Here is a 15,782-nt window from a genome sequence, read left to right as displayed (position 1 = left end):
TGAATATGGATATGCACACTGTGGTGGTGGGGACGTCCGGTGTCACGGCGTCCGACGTTCTCGCCGTGGCGCGCGGCGGTGCCCGCATCGAGCTGTCGGCGGAGGCGGTGGCGGCTCTCGCGGCGGCCCGGGAGATCGTGGACGCCCTGGCGGCCAAGCCGGATCCGGTCTACGGCGTCTCCACCGGCTTCGGAGCCCTGGCGACCCGGCACATCAGCCAGGAACTGCGCGCCCAGCTGCAGCGCAACATCGTCCGCTCGCACGCCGCCGGGATGGGGCCGCGGGTGGAGCGGGAAGTCGTACGGGCGCTGATGTTCCTGCGGCTGAAGACCGTCTGCTCGGGGCACACCGGCGTGCGGCCCGAGGTCGCGCAGACCATGGCGGACGTGCTGAACGCCGGCATCACCCCGGTCGTGCACGAGTACGGCTCCCTCGGCTGCTCCGGCGACCTGGCCCCGCTCTCCCACTGCGCCCTCACGCTCATGGGCGAGGGCGACGCGGAAGGTCCCGACGGGGTCGTACGGCCCGCCGGGGAACTGCTCGCGGCGCACGGGATCAAGCCGGTCGAGCTGCGCGAGAAGGAGGGCCTCGCCCTGCTCAACGGCACCGACGGCATGCTCGGCATGCTGATCATGGCCCTCGCCGACCTCGACGCCCTCTACAAGTCCGCCGACGTCACCGCGGCCCTCAGCCTGGAGGCGCTGCTCGGCACCGCCAAGGTGCTCGCGCCCGAGCTGCACGCCATCCGGCCGCATCCGGGCCAGGGCGCCTCCGCCGCCAACATGCTGGCCGTGCTGAAAGGTTCCGGCCTGACCGGGCACCACCAGGACGACGCCCCGCGCGTCCAGGACGCCTACTCGGTGCGCTGTGCCCCGCAGGTCGCCGGCGCCGGACGCGACACCGTCGCGCACGCCCGGCTCGTCGCCGAGCGGGAGCTCGCCTCGGCCGTCGACAACCCCGTCGTGCTGCCCGACGGCCGCGTGGAGTCCAACGGCAACTTCCATGGCGCGCCCGTCGCCTACGTCCTGGACTTCCTCGCCATCGCCGCCGCCGACCTCGGCTCCATCGCCGAGCGCCGCACCGACCGGCTGCTGGACAAGAACCGCAGCCACGGCCTTCCGCCGTTCCTCGCCGATGACGCGGGTGTCGACTCCGGCCTGATGATCGCCCAGTACACGCAGGCCGCGCTGGTGAGTGAGATGAAGCGGCTGGCCGTACCGGCTTCCGCGGACTCCATTCCGTCCTCCGCCATGCAGGAGGACCACGTGTCCATGGGCTGGTCGGCCGCGCGCAAGCTGCGCACCGCGGTCGGCAACCTCACCCGGATCATCGCCATCGAGCTGTACGCCGCCACCCGCGCCATAGAACTGCGCGAGGGTCTCACCCCGGCGCCCGCCTCCCAGGCCGTCATCGAGGCCGCGCGCGCCGCCGGTGTGCAGGGCCCGGGCCCGGACCGGTTCCTGGCGCCCGATCTGGCCGCCGCCGACGCCTTCGTGCGCGGCGGTCACCTCGTCGCCGCGGCGGAGACGGTCACCGGCCCGCTGCAGTAACGCCCGTACGGGAACAGGGGCCCCGCCATGTGCGGGGCCCCTGTTCCCGTTTCAGCCGTCACCTCGGCCCGGCCCGCTGGGCCTGAGGGAGGTCAGAAGCCCATGCGTTCGCGGCGCACGGAGTAGACCACGAAGCCGGCGCCCAGGCCGAGGAAGAGGGTGCCGCCGACGACGTACGGCGTGGTGTCGATGCCTCCGGTGTCGGCGAGTTGGGTCTCGTCCGCGGCCTCCCGCGCGGTCTCCGCGGTCGCCTGCGACACCGCCCTGGCCTGCTGTGTGACCTGCGTGATCTGTGTCGTCGAGGAATCGGACGCGTCCGCTCTCGCCGTGGAGTCCTGCGAGGCGTTCGCGGACGGGACGAACCACAGTGCGCAGAGCAGGGTGCCCGCGGCGGTGGCGGTCAGCAGCGGACGGCGAGCGGATGACACGGAATATCGATCCCCTTGTGACGCTGGCGAATTGGCCGTGTGGAGCGATGTTAGTGAAAGTCGCGGGTCACAGGAAAGTCACGGGAGGTTTCGGTCGTACGCTCGCGCCATGAACGCTGAAGAAACATCACGTTTTGTACGGCTTCGTGTGGAGCTGGTCCTTGAGGTGCAGGACGAGGACGAGGTGACCAAGGCCGCGCTGCGCCGGCTCGCCGCGGATCAGGAGCTGCCGCAGGCCGAACGGAGCCAGGCCGAGGGGGCTGTGACGGAAGACACCGCGGAGGCCCTCGCCTATCTCGTGGACCCGTTCGACCTGGTCGGTGAGGTGCCCGGAGTGGAGCTGCAGCAGGCGTCCTGGTCGAGCGAGCGGATCGACTACGACCCGGATTCGCCGGACTGGGAGCGGGACGAGGATGATGAGGAGGAGGACGAAGACGAGGACGGCGTCGGCTGAGCGTGACGGGGGGGACTCTTCCTGACCCCGGACGGCAACCGCCGTCCGGGGTTTCGTCGTCTCAGGGGACGCACGGACCGATTCCCGTACCAACGCGCACCACCCGCGCCCGGCGGACGTGGTGTGCCCCACAGATCCAGCGGATAGGGAACGGCGCGGCACGGCCGTAGCGTTGAAGGTTCTTGACGGGGACCCTCGGGGTTTTGGCGATCGGCGATGATGGAGAAGCGTGTGATGACGGACGGTAAGCGGCGCAAGGGCCTGGTGGCCGCGTCCGCTCTGCTCGGCGGTGTGCTGGTGCTCACGGCCTGTTCCGGAGGCGACAACAAGTCCTCCGGCAAGGGCGGTGGCGACTCCTCGCAGGCCCAGGCCGACGCGGCGGCGGCCAAGAAGTCCTCCGATGCGCAGATCACCGTCACGCCGAAGGACGGCTCCAACAACGCGTCGATCAACAACTCCGGCACCGTCACCGTCAGCAAGGGCACGCTCACCGGCGTCACCATGACCACCGAGAGCGGCACGGCCGTCGCCGGCCAGCTCTCCGCCGACAAGACGAGCTGGAAGCCCAGCGCCCAGCTGGACCGCTCCACCACCTACAAGGTCGCCGCGGAGGCCAAGGACTCCCAGGGCCGCATAGCCCACGAGAACGCCTCCTTCACCACGGTCTCCCCGGCCAACAGCTTCATCGGCAGCTTCACCCCGGACAACGGCTCCACGGTCGGTGTCGGCATGCCGGTCTCGATCAACTTCGACAAGGCGATCACCAACAAGGCGGCCGTGCAGAAGGGCATCACGGTCAGCACCACCAGCGGCCAGGAGGTCGCCTGCCACTGGTTCGACGCCAACCGCATGGACTGCCGCCCGGAGCAGTACTGGAAGGCGGGCTCCACCGTCACGCTGAAGCTGGCGCTCGACGGCATCGAGGGTGCGCCCGGTGTCCACGGCGTCCAGCAGAAGACGGTCACCTTCCACATCGGCCGCAACCAGGTCTCGTACGTCGACGCGAAGACCAAGCAGATGAAGGTCACGCAGGACGGCAAGGTCGTCAAGACCATTCCGATCTCCGCGGGCTCCCCCGAGCACACCACGTACGAGGGGCAGATGGTGATCTCCGAGAAGTTCACCCAGACCCGGATGAACGGCGCGACGGTCGGCTTCAAGGACTCCGACGGCAAGGGCGAGTACGACATCAAGGACGTGCCGCACGCGATGCGCCTGACCAGCTCCGGCACCTTCATCCACGGCAACTACTGGGGCGCGCCGTCCGTGTTCGGCAACGTCAACACCAGCCACGGCTGTGTCGGCCTGCAGGACACCAAGGGCGCGGGCGACCCGAACACCCCGGCTGCCTGGTTCTACGGCAACTCCCTGATCGGTGACGTGGTGGTCGTCCAGAACACCGGCGACAAGACGGTCGCGCCGGACAACGGCCTCAACGGCTGGAACATGGACTGGGCCCAGTGGAAGGCCGGTTCGGCCGTCTGACGGTCCGTCCGACAGCCGGTCCACAGCTCATCCGGTGCCGCCCTTCGGGGCGGCACCGGTGTTTCCGGGCCCGGCCACAGCCTTCTCATCCATCTCTTATGCCGGCCTTAGGGTGCCGTCACGGTCCGTCCCTAGCTTGCGGGCCATGTTCTTCACCTACCTGGGGTGCGAGCTGCGCCGCCGCAGAAAGGCGGCCCTCGTCGTCGCCTCCGGCCTCGCGCTGGGCATCGCGCTGGTCATCGTGGTCAACTCCGTGTCCAACGGCATGGGGAAGGCCCAGGACAAGGTCCTGCAGTCGCTGTACGGCCTGGGGACGGACATGACCGTCACCAAGGCGCAGACGCCGAGCGGAAGCAGTTCGCAGCGGCCCCGCTTCCAGTTCGGCGCGCGGGGCAACGACGACACTTCGACCCAGAGCAGTGACCGGGTCATGGTGCAGGGCTTCACCACCCTGGCCTCCTCGACGGTCGACAAGGTCGCGGGTCAGACGGGCGTGTCGCAGGCCGTCGGCGGGCTCAGCCTCAATGTCTTCCGGGTCAACGGCCAGTTCACCCGCGGGCAGTTCCAGCAGAGCGGGAGCGGCGGCGGATTCCAGCGCGGCGGTGGCCGGCCGCAGGGTGAGGTCAAGGGCGGCGGCGCCGACTTCGACATCAACAACTACACGGTCTACGGCACCGACGTCGCCCACATCGCGCTCGGCCCGCTGACCTCCTCGAAGATCACCAGTGGTCGTACCTTCAAGGCCGGCGAGACGAACGCCGAGGTGGCCGTGGCGGACTCGGCGTACGCCAAGGAGAAGAAGTACAAGGTCGGTTCGACCGTCACCGTCAAGGGCACCAAGTTCACGGTGATCGGCATCGCCACCGCCGACAGCGGTGACCCGGCGGCCAACCTGTACATCCCGTTGCGGCAGGCGCAGACCCTCGCGGACGAGAAGGACAAGGTCACCACGATCTACGTCAAGGCGACCGACTCCCAGGAGATCGACTCCGTCAGGAACGCCATCCAGAAGAACGTCTCCGGTACGACGGTCACCACCTCCTCCGACCTCGCCAAGACGGTCTCGGGCTCCCTGTCCACCGCGTCCTCCCTCGCCACCAAGGTCGGCACGTGGCTGTCGATCGCCGTGCTGGTGGCCGCGTTCCTGGTCGCCGGCCTGCTGACCTCCTCCGCGGTCTCCCGCCGCGTCCGCGAGTTCGGCACGCTGAAGGCGCTGGGCTGGAAGTCGGGCCGGGTGACCCGGCAGGTGGTCGGCGAGGCCGTCGTCAACGGTCTGGTCGGCGGCGCCCTCGGCATCGCCCTGGGCCTGGCGGGCGCCTACGCCGTCACGGCGATCAGCCCGACCCTGCAGGCCCAGCTGGGCGGGGGAGGCGGCGGTGGCTTCGGCGGAGGGCCTGGCGGTGGCGGATTCGGCGGGCCGGGGCGACAGGCGGCCAAAACCCTTGAGGTGGCCCTCACGGCACCGGTGAGCGTCACCACGATCGCCCTCGCGGTGGCCCTGGCGGTGGCGGGCGGTCTCATCGCGGGTGCCTTCGGCGGCTGGCGGGCATCGCGCCTGCGCCCGGCGGACGCGCTGCGCCGAGTCGAGTAGCCGAAGTCGGCTGTGGCGGGGCGGCACCACGAAGTCGCCGGCACCGCGACTCCCCGGGGGCGCGGAGCTGTACCGACATCCGGCCCTCTCGGGCCGCTTAACAACTTACGGAGCCACCATGTACGAACTCAGAAACGTGACCAAGCGCTACACCCGAGGCAAAGACACCGTCCACGCCCTCGACGGCGTGGACCTGACCATCGGTGACGGAGACAGACTCGTCATCCAGGGCCCCACCGGCGGCGGAAAGTCCACGCTCCTCCAGATGCTCGGCGGCCTGGACCGCCCCACCTCGGGCGAGGTCCTCCTGGACGGCATCGACCTGGCCAAGCTCGGTGAAGCCCGGTTGACGAACGTCCGCAGCGAGAACATCGGCTTCGTCTTCCAGTCCTTCAACCTCATCCCCACCCTCACCGCCCAGGAGAACGTCGAGACGGCCCTCGTACCGCTCGGCATCAAGGCCAAGGAGCGCCGCGAACTCGCGGCCGACGCGCTGAACTCCGTCGGCCTCGAAGAACGCCTGGCCCATCTCCCGGGTGAGATGTCCGGAGGCCAGCAGCAGCGCGTCGCGATCGCCCGGGCCGTCGTCAAGAAGCCCAAGGTGCTGCTCGCCGACGAGCCGACCGGCAACCTCGACGAGGGCATGCGCGACGAGATCATGGAGGTACTCGAACGGCTCTGGAAGGAGCACGGGCTGACCTTCATCATGGTCACCCACGACTCCGCGATCGCGAAGAAGGCTCCGCGGCTGGTCACCATCCGCAAAGGCAAGATCTCGGTGAAGGAGAACGCCGGCGCCTGAGCGCGGTCAACACCGCTCGTTCACCGTGCGTTTCGCGGTTCTGTAACGGTGTCCCGGCCGCGGTGTTACAGTTTTCCTTCGCTCTTTCTTACCCTCCTTTTGTCTATTGAGCCGTCCGACGGCCCCCGGCATACTGCGTGATCCCGGGGGGCGAGGTGCCGGACGGACGCACGAGAACGCCCCCGACCGGGTCGAACGGGGGAATTCGCCCGGTACTCCATCTCCAGGGGGAGAACTTGCGCAGACAAGTGAAAAGAGCTGCTGTGGTCGGCGTGGCCACGGCCGCAGCCGTCGCCCTCGCAGCGGGTATGACCAGCCCGGCGTCGGCGAAGCCCGCGGAGGGCGCCCCGACCACCGCCTCCGCGCTCGCCGCGAAGACCCATGTCACCCTGATCACCGGTGACCGGGTCGCCCTCGACGCCAGGGGCCGGATCGTCGGCCTGGAGCGGGCCAGGGGTCGTGAGCACATACCCTTCCAGGTCCGCAGGACGACCGGCCACACGCTCGTCATCCCGGTCGACGCGGCCCACCTGGTGGCCTCCGGCACGCTGGACCAGCGCCTGTTCGACGTCACCGAGCTGAACAAGTCCGCCACCCGCAGGGCCCAGAAGAACGGTCTGAAGGTCATCGTCGGCTACACCGGCTCCGCCGCGGGCGCCAAGGCGGACGTCCGGGGCGCGGGCAAGCTGCGCCGCAGCCTGACCGCGCTCAACGCCGACGCCGTGCAGACGCCGGTCCAGGACACAGCCCGGCTGTGGCACGCCGTCACCCACGGCGACCGGGCCGCCTCCGGCATCGCGCACGTCTGGCTCGACGGCGTCCGCAAGGCCTCCCTGGACAAGTCCGTGCCCCAGATCGGCGCCCCCACCGCGTGGAAGTCCGGCTACACCGGCAAGGGCGTGAAGGTCGCCGTCCTGGACACCGGTGTGGACACCCGCCACCCGGACCTCAAGGACCAGGTGATCGCGTCCAGGAACTTCACCTCCGCCGCCGACGCCACCGACCACTACGGGCACGGCACCCATGTCGCCTCGATCGTGGCGGGCACCGGAGCTGCGTATCCCGCAGGGTCCGGCGGCAAGTACAAAGGGGTCGCCCCGGACGCCAGGATCCTCAACGGCAAGGTGCTGGACGACACCGGATCCGGTGACGACTCCGGCATCCTCGCGGGCATGGAGTGGGCCGCCGCGCAGGGCGCGAGCGTCGTCAACCTGAGTCTCGGCGGCACCGACACCCCCGGCACCGACCCCCTGGAGGCCGAGGTCGACAAGCTCTCCGCGACCAAGGGCATCCTGTTCACGATCGCCGCGGGCAACGACGGCCCCCACTCGATCGGTTCGCCGGGCAGCGCGGACGCCGCGCTCACCGTCGGCGCCGTCGACAAGCAGGACAGGCTCGCCGACTTCTCCTCCACCGGCCCGCGCCTCGGCGACGGCGCCGTCAAACCGGACGTCACCGCGCCCGGCGTGGACATCACCGCCGCCGCGGCCAAGGGCAGCGTCCTCGACCAGGAGGTCGGCGAGAAGCCCGGGGGCTATCTGACCCTCTCCGGCACCTCGATGGCCACCCCGCATGTCGCGGGCGCCGCCGCGATCCTGAAGCAGGAGCACCCCGACTGGGGCTACGCCGAGCTGAAGGGCGCGCTGACCGCCTCCGCCAGGGGCGGCGACTACACGCCGTACCAGCAGGGTTCGGGCCGCATCGCGGTGGACAGGGCGATCAAGCAGTCCGTGATCGCCGACCCCGTGTCGGTGAACTTCGGGACGCAGGCGTGGCCGCACACCGACGACAAGCCGGTCACCAAGAAGGTCACGTACCGCAACCTCGGCGACAGGGACGCCACGCTCACCCTGAGCAGCAGCGCCCTCGACCCCAAGGGCCACGCGGCCCCGGCGGGCCTCTTCACGCTCGGCGCGAGCAAGCTGACGGTCCCGGCGCACGGCAAGGCCTCCGCCGCGCTCACCGTCAACACCAGGCTGGGCGGCACCCTCGACGGCGCCTACTCCGCGTACGTCACCGCGACCGGCGCCGGCCAGAGTGTCCGCACGGCCGCCGCGGTGCAGCGTGAGGTGGAGTCGTACGACGTCACGCTGAAGTTCATCGGCCGTGACGGCAAGCCGGCCACGTTCTACAACGCCGACCTCACCGGAGTGTCCGGGCTGGCGAACGGCACGGAGCTGGGCCCGTACGACCCGTCCGGCTCGGTGAAGGTGCGCGTGCCCAGGGGCACGTACATCCTCAACTCCTCGGTCTTCGTGGACAAGAACGGCACCAAGGGCGCCGACTGGATCGCCCAGCCGAAGCTGACCGTCGCCAAGAAACAGACGGTCACCATCGACGCGCGCAAGGCCAAGCCGGTGGACGTCACCGTCCCGGCCTCGGGTGTGACGTCGCGGTTCGCCGCGCCGGGGTACGCCGTCACGGTCGGCGGCAACCAGTACGGCTACAACTGGATCCTGGACTCGTACCAGGGCTTCCGCAGCGCCCACCTGGGTCCGCGGCTGCCCGTCGGCCAGCTGTTCCAGCAGTGGGACGGCCACTGGGTCAAGGGCACGAGCGAGCAGTACGACGTCACCTCCGGCGGCCCGGTCGGAAAGCTCGCCACCGGCTACACCAAGCACTACAAGGCGAGCGAGCTGGCCACCGTCAAGGCCCGGCTCGGGGCCTCCGCGAGCGGCAAGACCGGCTCGATCAGCGCCGCGGGCTGGCTCCCCGGCAGCATGGGCGCCTCCTCCATCGATGTGGCGCAGAAGCTGCCCGGCATCCGCACCCTGCACCTGTCCGCCGGCGGCGGGGTCCTGTGGGACCTGGACTTCACCCAGTACGGCGGCACCGACCAGGACGGATTCCCGGTTCCCGACGCGGGCTACTCGCTCGGCGAGTCCTCCTTCAGGGCCGGCCACACCTACCCGAAGACGGTCGGCACCGCGGTCTTCGGCCCGCACGTCGGCAAGGACCTCGGTCTCTTCCGCACCGGCAACGAGATCTACGGCTCACTGCCGCTGGTCGCCGACTCCGCGCAGCACACCGGGTACTCGGACTTCAGCTCGGTGAACACGGCCCTGTACCGCGACGGTGCCAAGGTCGGAGCCAACGACGACCCGCTGTTCGGCGAGGCGACGTTCAAGGTCCCGGCCGGTGCCGCCGCGTACAAGCTGACCACCTCGGTCCAGCGCGCGGCGAAGGTCGCCGAGGCCTCCTCCCGGATCGACGGGACCTGGACCTTCCGCTCCCAGCAGGTGTCCGGCACCCCCGTCCAGCTCCCGGCCTCCGTGCTGCGCTACGGCATCACGACCGGCCTGGACAGCCGGGTCCCGGCCGGCCGGACGGTCACCTTCCCGGTCACCGTCGAGGGCGCGGCGGCGGGCGGCAACCTCAAGTCGCTTGCCGTGTACGTCTCCTACGACGGCAGGACCTTCCAGAAGGCGGACGTCCGCGGCGGCAGGATCACGGTGAAGAACCCGGCGAAGGGCAAGTCCCTCACTCTCCGCTCCCGGATCACCGACAAGCAGGGCAACACGTCGGAGATCACGATCTACGACGCGTACTTCGGCAAGTGAGCGCGCAGCACCCTCTGACGAGGCGAGGGGCACCCGGAGACGATCTCCGGGTGCCCCTCCGGCTGTCGGGGACCGGCCCTAGGCCGAGGGCACGGTGGTGTGGGCCGCGTCCGTGCCCCAGCTGGCCAGGAGACGGAGGGAGTCGGCGGACCGGGAGCCCGGTTCGGCGTGGTACGTGAGCAGCGACTGGTCCGTGCCGTCCGTCAGGCGGAAGGACTCGAAGTTCAGGGAGAGGTCGCCCACCAGGGGGTGGTGCAGCCGCTTGACGCCGTGGTTCTTCTCCTTGACGTCGTGCGTCGCCCACAGCCTGCGGAACTCCTCGCTCTTCACGGAGAGTTCGCCCACCAGCGCCGACAGCCGCTGGTCGTCCGGATAGCAGCCGGCGTCCATACGCAGGGCGCAGACGATGTCGATCGCCTTCTGCTCCCAGTCGACGAACAGATTCCGGTAGTCGGGGTGCAGGAACACCAGCCGCGCCCAGTTGCGCTCGCCCGGCGGCAGCTCCGCCCAGTCGCCGAAGAGCGCCGCCGCCATCCGGTTCCAGGCGAGGATCTCCGAGCGGCGCCCGACGACGTACGCCGGTATGCCGTCCATCGTGTCCAGCAGCTGTCGCAGGGCGACGCGGACCTGCTGCTGCCGTGCCGCCGGCTTCTTCTTGTGCGACTTCGGCTTGGCCAGATGCGTCAGATGCGCGTGCTCGGCGTCCGACAGCCTGAGCGCCCGGGCGATCGAGTCCAGGACCTCCGCCGAGACATTCCGCCCGTTGCCCTGTTCGAGCCGGGTGTAGTACGCCACCGACACCCCGGCCAGCTGCGCCAGCTCCTCGCGGCGCAGCCCCGGCACCCGCCGGTGCCGGCCGAAGTCGGGCAGGCCCACGTCCTCCGGCTTCAGCCGGGCCCGCCGGCTGCGCAGGAACTCGCTCAGTTCGGCCCGCCGGTCCAGGGGCGGGGACGAGGGCACGGGCTGGTTTTCCATACATCCAGTATTCACGGTCGTACGCACAGGAACCTGACCCCGCCAGTGGTAGGCACGGCGGACGTACGTACAAGCGTGGTCTGGGTGGTCGTCGTAGCGTGGGAGAGGCTGGTCGCGTACCCGGTGGGAAGGCAGCCGGGCACGCTGAACATCGCTAGGAGAACCCGGCATGACCACCACTGTTGCTGCTTACGCCGCGCCTGCCGCGAAGGCTCCGCTGGAGCGGACCACCATCGAGCGGCGCGCGGTCGGCGAGTTCGACGTCCTCATCGACATCGAGTTCGCCGGTATCTGCCACTCCGACATCCACCAGGCCCGGGAGGGCTGGGGCACCGCGATCTTCCCGATGGTGCCCGGCCACGAGATCGCGGGCGTCGTCGCCGAGGTCGGCGCGGGTGTCACGAAGTACGCCGTCGGCGACCGGGTGGGCGTCGGCTGCATGGTCGACTCCTGCCGTGAGTGCGACAACTGCCAGGCCGGTCTGCAGCAGTACTGCACCGGTGGCGGCCCGATCTGGACGTACAACGCCGTCGGCAAGGACGGGCAGCCCACCTACGGCGGCTACTCGCAGAAGATCGTCGTGGACGAGAACTACGTCGTCCGCATCCCCGACGGCCTGCCCCTGGACGTGGCCGCGCCGCTGCTCTGCGCCGGCATCACCACGTACTCGCCGCTGAAGCACTGGAACGCCGGCCCTGGCAAGAAGGTCGCGGTCGTAGGCCTCGGCGGCCTCGGCCACATGGGCGTGAAGATCGCGGCGGCGCTGGGCGCCGAGGTCACCGTCCTGTCCCAGTCCCTCCGCAAGAAGGACGACGGCCTGAAGCTGGGCGCCACGCACTACTACGCGACCAGCGACCCGAAGACCTTCGAGGACCTCAAGGGCACCTTCGACATCATCCTCAACACGGTGTCGGCGCCGCTCGACTTCGACGCGTATCTCTCCCTGCTGCGCACGGACGGTGCGATGGTCAACGTCGGCATCCCGGAGGAGCCGGTCCGCATCCTGCTCTCCTCGGTCTTCGGCCACCGCCGCAGCCTGAGCAGCTCCGGCATCGGCGGCATCCCGGAGACCCAGGAGATGCTCGACTTCTGCGCCGAGCGCAACCTGGGCGCCGAGATCGAACTGATCCGCGCCGACCAGATCAACGAGGCGTACGAGCGGGTTGTGCACAGCGATGTCCGCTACCGGTTCGTGATCGACACGGCGACGATCTGACGCCGTCAGGCCTGCTTGAGCCCGCGGCCCAGCAGCCACAGCGGGTAGGGTCCGCCGACCAGGGCCGTGAGGGCGCCGACCGGTATCTCCAGCGGCGGCAGCAGTGTGCGCGCCGCGAGGTCGGCGGCCACCAGCACCACCGCACCCGTCAGCGCCGAGCACAGCAGTGGCAGGTGCGGGGTGCGGGTGAGGCGGCGGGCCGGCTGGGGTGCGGTCAGCGCGACGAACCCGATCGGACCGGCCGCGCCGGTCGCGGTGGCGGCGAGTACGACACCGAGCACGGTCAGTGCGAGCCGGGTCCGGTCGACCCGTACCCCGAGCCCCGCCGCGGTCTCGTCCCCGAGCCCCAGCGGCCGGGCGGCCCAGCCCGCCCAGATCAGCCCGGACAGACACAGCGCGAGGACCACGGCCAGCGGCACGGCCTGCTCCCACCCCCGCCCGTTGAGGGAGCCGGTCAGCCACAGCTTCACCTGCTCGGCCGCGTCCAGCTCGCTGTCCGCGGTAAGTAAGGTGAGCCTCACCTTATCTGTTCTGGCCGCCCGTTCCGGCCGCCGCCCCCAGCAGCCCGGCCGCGTTGCCGCCGAGGACCCGCTCGCGGACCTCCGCGGACTCCGTCGCCCGTTCCACCATCACGCGGGCCGCGACCGGGTCGCCGTAGGGGGCGTCGGAGCCGAAGAGGGTCCGCTCGGGGAGTTCGCGGACGGCGAGCCGTACGGCGATGACCAGGAAGGCGGTGGACAGCTCCAGGTACATGCCGGGGGTGTCCCGCACCAGTTCCACGGCCTCCATCCAGTGCAGGCCGCCCAGCTGGCTGACGACGAGCGGGACGCGCGGGTGGCGGCGGGAGAGCGTGGCGAGCGTGCGCAGGTCCGCGGCGGTGGTGGGCGCGAACCCGTGCACGACGACCGGCAGCCCGCCGTGGTCGGCGGCGGCCCGCAGCACCGGTTCCAGCCGGTCCGCCTGCCCCGGCGTGGGCGTCAACTCCCCGATCCCGCACAGCCCGCGCCCCACCACGTCCTCGGCGACGGCCTGCGCCACCTCCCTGTCCGGCAGGTCCAGCGGCACGGACCCGAACCCGACGAACCGCCCCGGATGAGCGGCGACGGCCGCGCTCACCTCGTCCAGGGCGGCGGCGAACACCTCCCGCGACCCGCCCGTCCCGCCCAGTGCGGTGTCCAGCACGGCGAACTCCCGGCGCAGCGCGGCGAGATCGGCGGCGCGCTCGGGATGGGGCCGGGTGGGGAACGGGACGGCCTTGTCGACGCCGGCGGCGTCCAGGGCGGCGAGATGGGGGCCGACGGGGTCATGTACATGCCCGTGCGCATCGGTGATCATTGCTCTCCTCGGAGACGCGGAATAGCGATCTCCGGGCGAGAGTTGCAGCCTGGCGCGGTGGCAGGGTCAAGCGGTGGGCGCCGCTTCGAGGGGTGCTTCAAGGTTCGAGGGGTGCTTCAAGGGATGAAGGAGGCGGCGGCGTGCTGATCGGCGAACTGTCCGCCCGCAGCGGCACCAGCCCCCGCCTCCTGCGCCACTACGAGCGCACCGGCCTCCTCGCACCGCACCGCCGCTCCAACGGATACCGCGCCTACACGGAGGAGGACATCACCCGCGTCCGGCGCATCCGCACCCTCCTCGCGGCGGGCCTGCCGACCCGGACGGTCGCCGCGCTGCTCCCCTGCACGGCCGACAGCGGCACGGGCCCGGCCCTCGCCCCCTGCCCCGGCGTACCTGAGGCACTGCGCGACCGGCTGGCCGAACTGGACGACAGGGCTGCCCGATTGGAGGGCGAACGGGCGGAACTGCGCCGGCTGCTCGCGGACCTCGAAGGGGCGATCCCTCCCGGTGGGGGCGGTCGGCCGCATGGGCTGTTGGAGTGGTCCTGAGTCCGACGGCACGTGCCGTGTGACGGGCCCGGGGAATGTCGATATGCAAGGTCACTGTCCGTAACGTTCAGCCCCGTACAACCCGGTCAAGCCCCGCTCAGCGCGGTTCAGCCCCGTTCAGCCCCGTTCGAAGAGGGAGTACAGGTGCATCGGATCCGAGCCTCGTTGGCGTACCGCGACCGTGCGGCCGGGGCTCAGTGTGCCCGCATCGCCCCGTACGGCCCGGACGAGACGGCTGCCACCGCCACCGTGCCCACGGCGCTTCGGTGGGCCGGCGCCGCGCACGGGCTTGTCCCCTCGGCCGGCACGGTGACCGCGACCAGCCCGGACGGTACGAACTCCGGAAACAACACCGCGCCCTACGCCCCGCAGGCGGGATGACGGTGATTCGCCCGGGAACCCCGCCCGCCACCCTGCCGATCCGCCGTCGCGCGGGCCTCGTCGCGGGAGCGACGGTGCTGGCCCTGACCTCCACCACCCCTGCCTGGGCCGCGCCCACCACCGGAGGATGCCTGACGGGCCACTACCTGACGTCCACCGACTGCCACAGCCTGCCCAGCCGCACCCGCACCCGCACGCTCGCCGTCACCGGCCCCGAGCCGTCCTCACCCACGAAGGGCAGGTCTCTGGCCTTCGACGAGGAATTCAACGCCCCCATCGCCTTCGGCACCCGCTGGAACGGCTCCTCCACCAGCGCCTACAGGTACGGCGACCACGACCCCGACGACGCGAAACTCGACTGGCTGACCCCCTCCGCGATCACCGTGTCCGGCGGTACGGCCACCTTCACAGCCACACCGAGCAGCCACACCCTGGAGAACGGCCGACAGGCGTGGAACACCGGGTTGCTGACCACCGAAGGCACCACCAAGAACTTCCGCACACGTACCGGCGACTACGCCGAGGCACGCGTCCAACTGCCCAGCGTCGGCGGAGCCTGGCCCGCCGTATGGACCTGGTTCGACGGGGGCAACGAGGTGGACGGCTTCGAGTACCACCCCGACACCCCGCACATCCTGGAGTTCGTCAACCACGTCAACCTGGCGTCCATCCTCTACACCGACCCCGGCATCGTCCATCCGGGCGCGTGGATCACCGTGGGCGTCAACTACGGCGCCACCGACGACGACTGGTATCTCAACGGCAAGCTGATCTACTCCGACCACACAGGCGTCGGCACCACCTGGTCCCCAAACATCACCCTCAACCTCTCCGTCACCGACGGCACCTACCACCCCACCCCCAGCACCACAACCACCCGGATCACCTTCAAGGCCGACTACGTACGCGTCTGGCGCTGACTGGTGCCGGACTTCGCGGATTTGCTATGCACCCATCATGCAGTCACAGGTGTGGGGATCGTTGCTCGGTGTCGTGCTGGGCGGGGGCTTGTCGTACCTGGCTCAGCTCACTACGGCGCGGCAGGTGAGCCGGGCGGAGGACGCCCGGCACGCGGCTCAGCTGGCCGAGGCCCGGCGGGCCGAACAGCTGGCGCTGGTACGCGAGTTCATCGGCCTGGCTCAGGAGGGGATATTCCTCGCCTCGGCACGGGACTCCGCACCCGACTGGGAAGCCGCGGGGACGCCCGAGTGGGGCGCCGCTGCCAGAAGTGTCAACGAGCGCATCTGGGCGTGCGAGCGCATGATCAAGGTGCTGTTCACTCAGGAGCTCTTCGAGTGCGCCTGGGCCTATGCCTCGGCGGTGGACCACGTCCTGTGGCGCCAGCCGGAGGAAGCGGCCGCCGAGGGGCCGCTGTGGGACCGGCTGACCGGCCCCGAGAGCGAATTCCTGGAGGCGGTACGCACGGAATTCGGTTAGGCCGTCGCAGCCCCGGGACC

At 70.4% G+C, this 15,782-nt stretch carries 14 protein-coding genes and 1 pseudogene; 11 read left to right on the top strand and 4 right to left on the bottom strand.

What is annotated here, in order from left to right; translation table 11 throughout:
- Positions 1-11 precede the first annotated feature (11 nt).
- Complete coding sequence (gene hutH / locus AV521_RS12850) at positions 12-1,550, top strand: histidine ammonia-lyase (RefSeq protein ID WP_076087713.1); 1,539 nt, start codon at positions 12-14, stop codon at positions 1,548-1,550.
- A 92-nt stretch (positions 1,551-1,642) separates the two neighbouring features.
- Here hutH and AV521_RS12845 read toward each other — a convergent pair whose 3' ends face one another.
- Positions 1,643-1,978 (bottom strand): LPXTG cell wall anchor domain-containing protein, encoded by a 336-nt coding sequence (locus tag AV521_RS12845; protein WP_076087711.1) that lies wholly within the window; start codon positions 1,976-1,978, stop codon positions 1,643-1,645.
- Positions 1,979-2,087: 109 nt separating this feature from the next.
- Here AV521_RS12845 and AV521_RS12840 point away from each other — a divergent pair, with 109 nt between their 5' ends.
- The 5 genes from AV521_RS12840 (at position 2,088) to AV521_RS12815 (ending at position 9,870) form a co-directional block, all read left to right on the top strand.
- On the top strand, positions 2,088-2,432 hold the full coding sequence (locus tag AV521_RS12840) for a hypothetical protein (protein ID WP_076087710.1): 345 nt from the start codon (positions 2,088-2,090) through the stop codon (positions 2,430-2,432).
- 234 nt (positions 2,433-2,666) lie between these two features.
- Positions 2,667-3,917, top strand: a complete 1,251-nt coding sequence (locus AV521_RS12835; protein ID WP_076088025.1) for an Ig-like domain-containing protein — start codon at positions 2,667-2,669, stop codon at positions 3,915-3,917.
- Between the two features lie 145 nt (positions 3,918-4,062).
- Entirely contained in the window at positions 4,063-5,508 is a 1,446-nt protein-coding gene (locus AV521_RS12830) for an ABC transporter permease (protein WP_076087709.1), read from the top strand.
- A gap of 118 nt (positions 5,509-5,626) precedes the next feature.
- Positions 5,627-6,310: an ABC transporter ATP-binding protein gene (locus AV521_RS12825; protein WP_076087707.1), complete on the top strand. Its 684-nt coding sequence runs from the start codon at positions 5,627-5,629 to the stop codon at positions 6,308-6,310.
- Between the two features lie 308 nt (positions 6,311-6,618).
- A complete protein-coding gene (locus tag AV521_RS12815) occupies positions 6,619-9,870 on the top strand; it encodes a S8 family serine peptidase (RefSeq protein ID WP_076087705.1) in 3,252 nt (1,083 codons plus the stop codon).
- A gap of 78 nt (positions 9,871-9,948) precedes the next feature.
- On the opposite strand, the gene AV521_RS12810 is transcribed toward AV521_RS12815, so the two are convergent.
- Positions 9,949-10,845 (bottom strand): helix-turn-helix domain-containing protein, encoded by an 897-nt coding sequence (locus AV521_RS12810; protein WP_076087703.1) that lies wholly within the window; start codon positions 10,843-10,845, stop codon positions 9,949-9,951.
- Positions 10,846-11,014: 169 nt separating this feature from the next.
- Between AV521_RS12810 and AV521_RS12805 the strand changes: the two genes are divergently transcribed.
- Positions 11,015-12,061, top strand: coding sequence for an NAD(P)-dependent alcohol dehydrogenase (locus AV521_RS12805; protein WP_076087701.1), 1,047 nt, complete (start codon positions 11,015-11,017; stop codon positions 12,059-12,061).
- A 5-nt stretch (positions 12,062-12,066) separates the two neighbouring features.
- On the opposite strand, the pseudogene AV521_RS12800 reads toward AV521_RS12805, so the two are convergent.
- Positions 12,067-12,570, bottom strand: a pseudogene (locus AV521_RS12800) (iron chelate uptake ABC transporter family permease subunit); the annotation flags it as partial.
- 13 nt (positions 12,571-12,583) lie between these two features.
- The gene (locus AV521_RS12795) at positions 12,584-13,396 is read right to left on the bottom strand and encodes an amidohydrolase family protein (RefSeq protein ID WP_076087700.1); all 813 of its coding nucleotides are present in this window, start codon (positions 13,394-13,396) and stop codon (positions 12,584-12,586) included.
- A 140-nt stretch (positions 13,397-13,536) separates the two neighbouring features.
- Here AV521_RS12795 and AV521_RS12790 point away from each other — a divergent pair, with 140 nt between their 5' ends.
- The 4 genes from AV521_RS12790 to AV521_RS12775 all read left to right on the top strand — a co-directional run bounded on the left by AV521_RS12790 (position 13,537) and on the right by AV521_RS12775 (position 15,762).
- Positions 13,537-13,944, top strand: a complete 408-nt coding sequence (locus tag AV521_RS12790; protein ID WP_076087699.1) for a MerR family transcriptional regulator — start codon at positions 13,537-13,539, stop codon at positions 13,942-13,944.
- Between the two features lie 144 nt (positions 13,945-14,088).
- Complete coding sequence (locus AV521_RS12785) at positions 14,089-14,325, top strand: hypothetical protein (protein ID WP_143658602.1); 237 nt, start codon at positions 14,089-14,091, stop codon at positions 14,323-14,325.
- The gene (locus AV521_RS12780; RefSeq protein WP_256725525.1) at positions 14,322-15,245 is read left to right on the top strand and encodes a beta-glucanase; all 924 of its coding nucleotides are present in this window, start codon (positions 14,322-14,324) and stop codon (positions 15,243-15,245) included. The genes AV521_RS12785 and AV521_RS12780 overlap by 4 nt, the downstream gene beginning before the upstream one ends.
- A gap of 37 nt (positions 15,246-15,282) precedes the next feature.
- Positions 15,283-15,762, top strand: coding sequence for a hypothetical protein (locus AV521_RS12775; RefSeq protein ID WP_076087695.1), 480 nt, complete (start codon positions 15,283-15,285; stop codon positions 15,760-15,762).
- The last annotated feature ends 20 nt before the right edge of the window (positions 15,763-15,782 follow it).

The sequence above is a fragment of the Streptomyces sp. IMTB 2501 genome (assembly GCF_001953885.1).
GTDB lineage: Bacteria > Actinomycetota > Actinomycetes > Streptomycetales > Streptomycetaceae > Streptomyces.
The sequence above is the reverse complement of the archived record's forward strand: the minus strand, read 5'-3'. Positions and strand labels throughout refer to the sequence as shown.

What these genes read in the sequence shown, in the direction of transcription:
- AV521_RS12780 (WP_256725525.1), top strand. Translation starts at nt 14,322, where the DNA reads ATGACGGTGATTCGCCCGGGAACCCCGCCCGCCACCCTGCCGATCCGC.
- AV521_RS12815 (WP_076087705.1), top strand. Translation starts at nt 6,619, where the DNA reads ATGACCAGCCCGGCGTCGGCGAAGCCCGCGGAGGGCGCCCCGACCACC.
- AV521_RS12795 (WP_076087700.1), bottom strand. Translation starts at nt 13,396, where the DNA reads ATGATCACCGATGCGCACGGGCATGTACATGACCCCGTCGGCCCCCAT.
- AV521_RS12840 (WP_076087710.1), top strand. Translation starts at nt 2,088, where the DNA reads ATGAACGCTGAAGAAACATCACGTTTTGTACGGCTTCGTGTGGAGCTG.
- AV521_RS12805 (WP_076087701.1), top strand. Translation starts at nt 11,015, where the DNA reads ATGACCACCACTGTTGCTGCTTACGCCGCGCCTGCCGCGAAGGCTCCG.
- AV521_RS12830 (WP_076087709.1), top strand. Translation starts at nt 4,063, where the DNA reads ATGTTCTTCACCTACCTGGGGTGCGAGCTGCGCCGCCGCAGAAAGGCG.
- AV521_RS12810 (WP_076087703.1), bottom strand. Translation starts at nt 10,845, where the DNA reads ATGGAAAACCAGCCCGTGCCCTCGTCCCCGCCCCTGGACCGGCGGGCC.
- AV521_RS12775 (WP_076087695.1), top strand. Translation starts at nt 15,283, where the DNA reads ATGCAGTCACAGGTGTGGGGATCGTTGCTCGGTGTCGTGCTGGGCGGG.
- AV521_RS12825 (WP_076087707.1), top strand. Translation starts at nt 5,627, where the DNA reads ATGTACGAACTCAGAAACGTGACCAAGCGCTACACCCGAGGCAAAGAC.
- hutH (WP_076087713.1), top strand. Translation starts at nt 12, where the DNA reads ATGCACACTGTGGTGGTGGGGACGTCCGGTGTCACGGCGTCCGACGTT.
- AV521_RS12835 (WP_076088025.1), top strand. Translation starts at nt 2,667, where the DNA reads ATGACGGACGGTAAGCGGCGCAAGGGCCTGGTGGCCGCGTCCGCTCTG.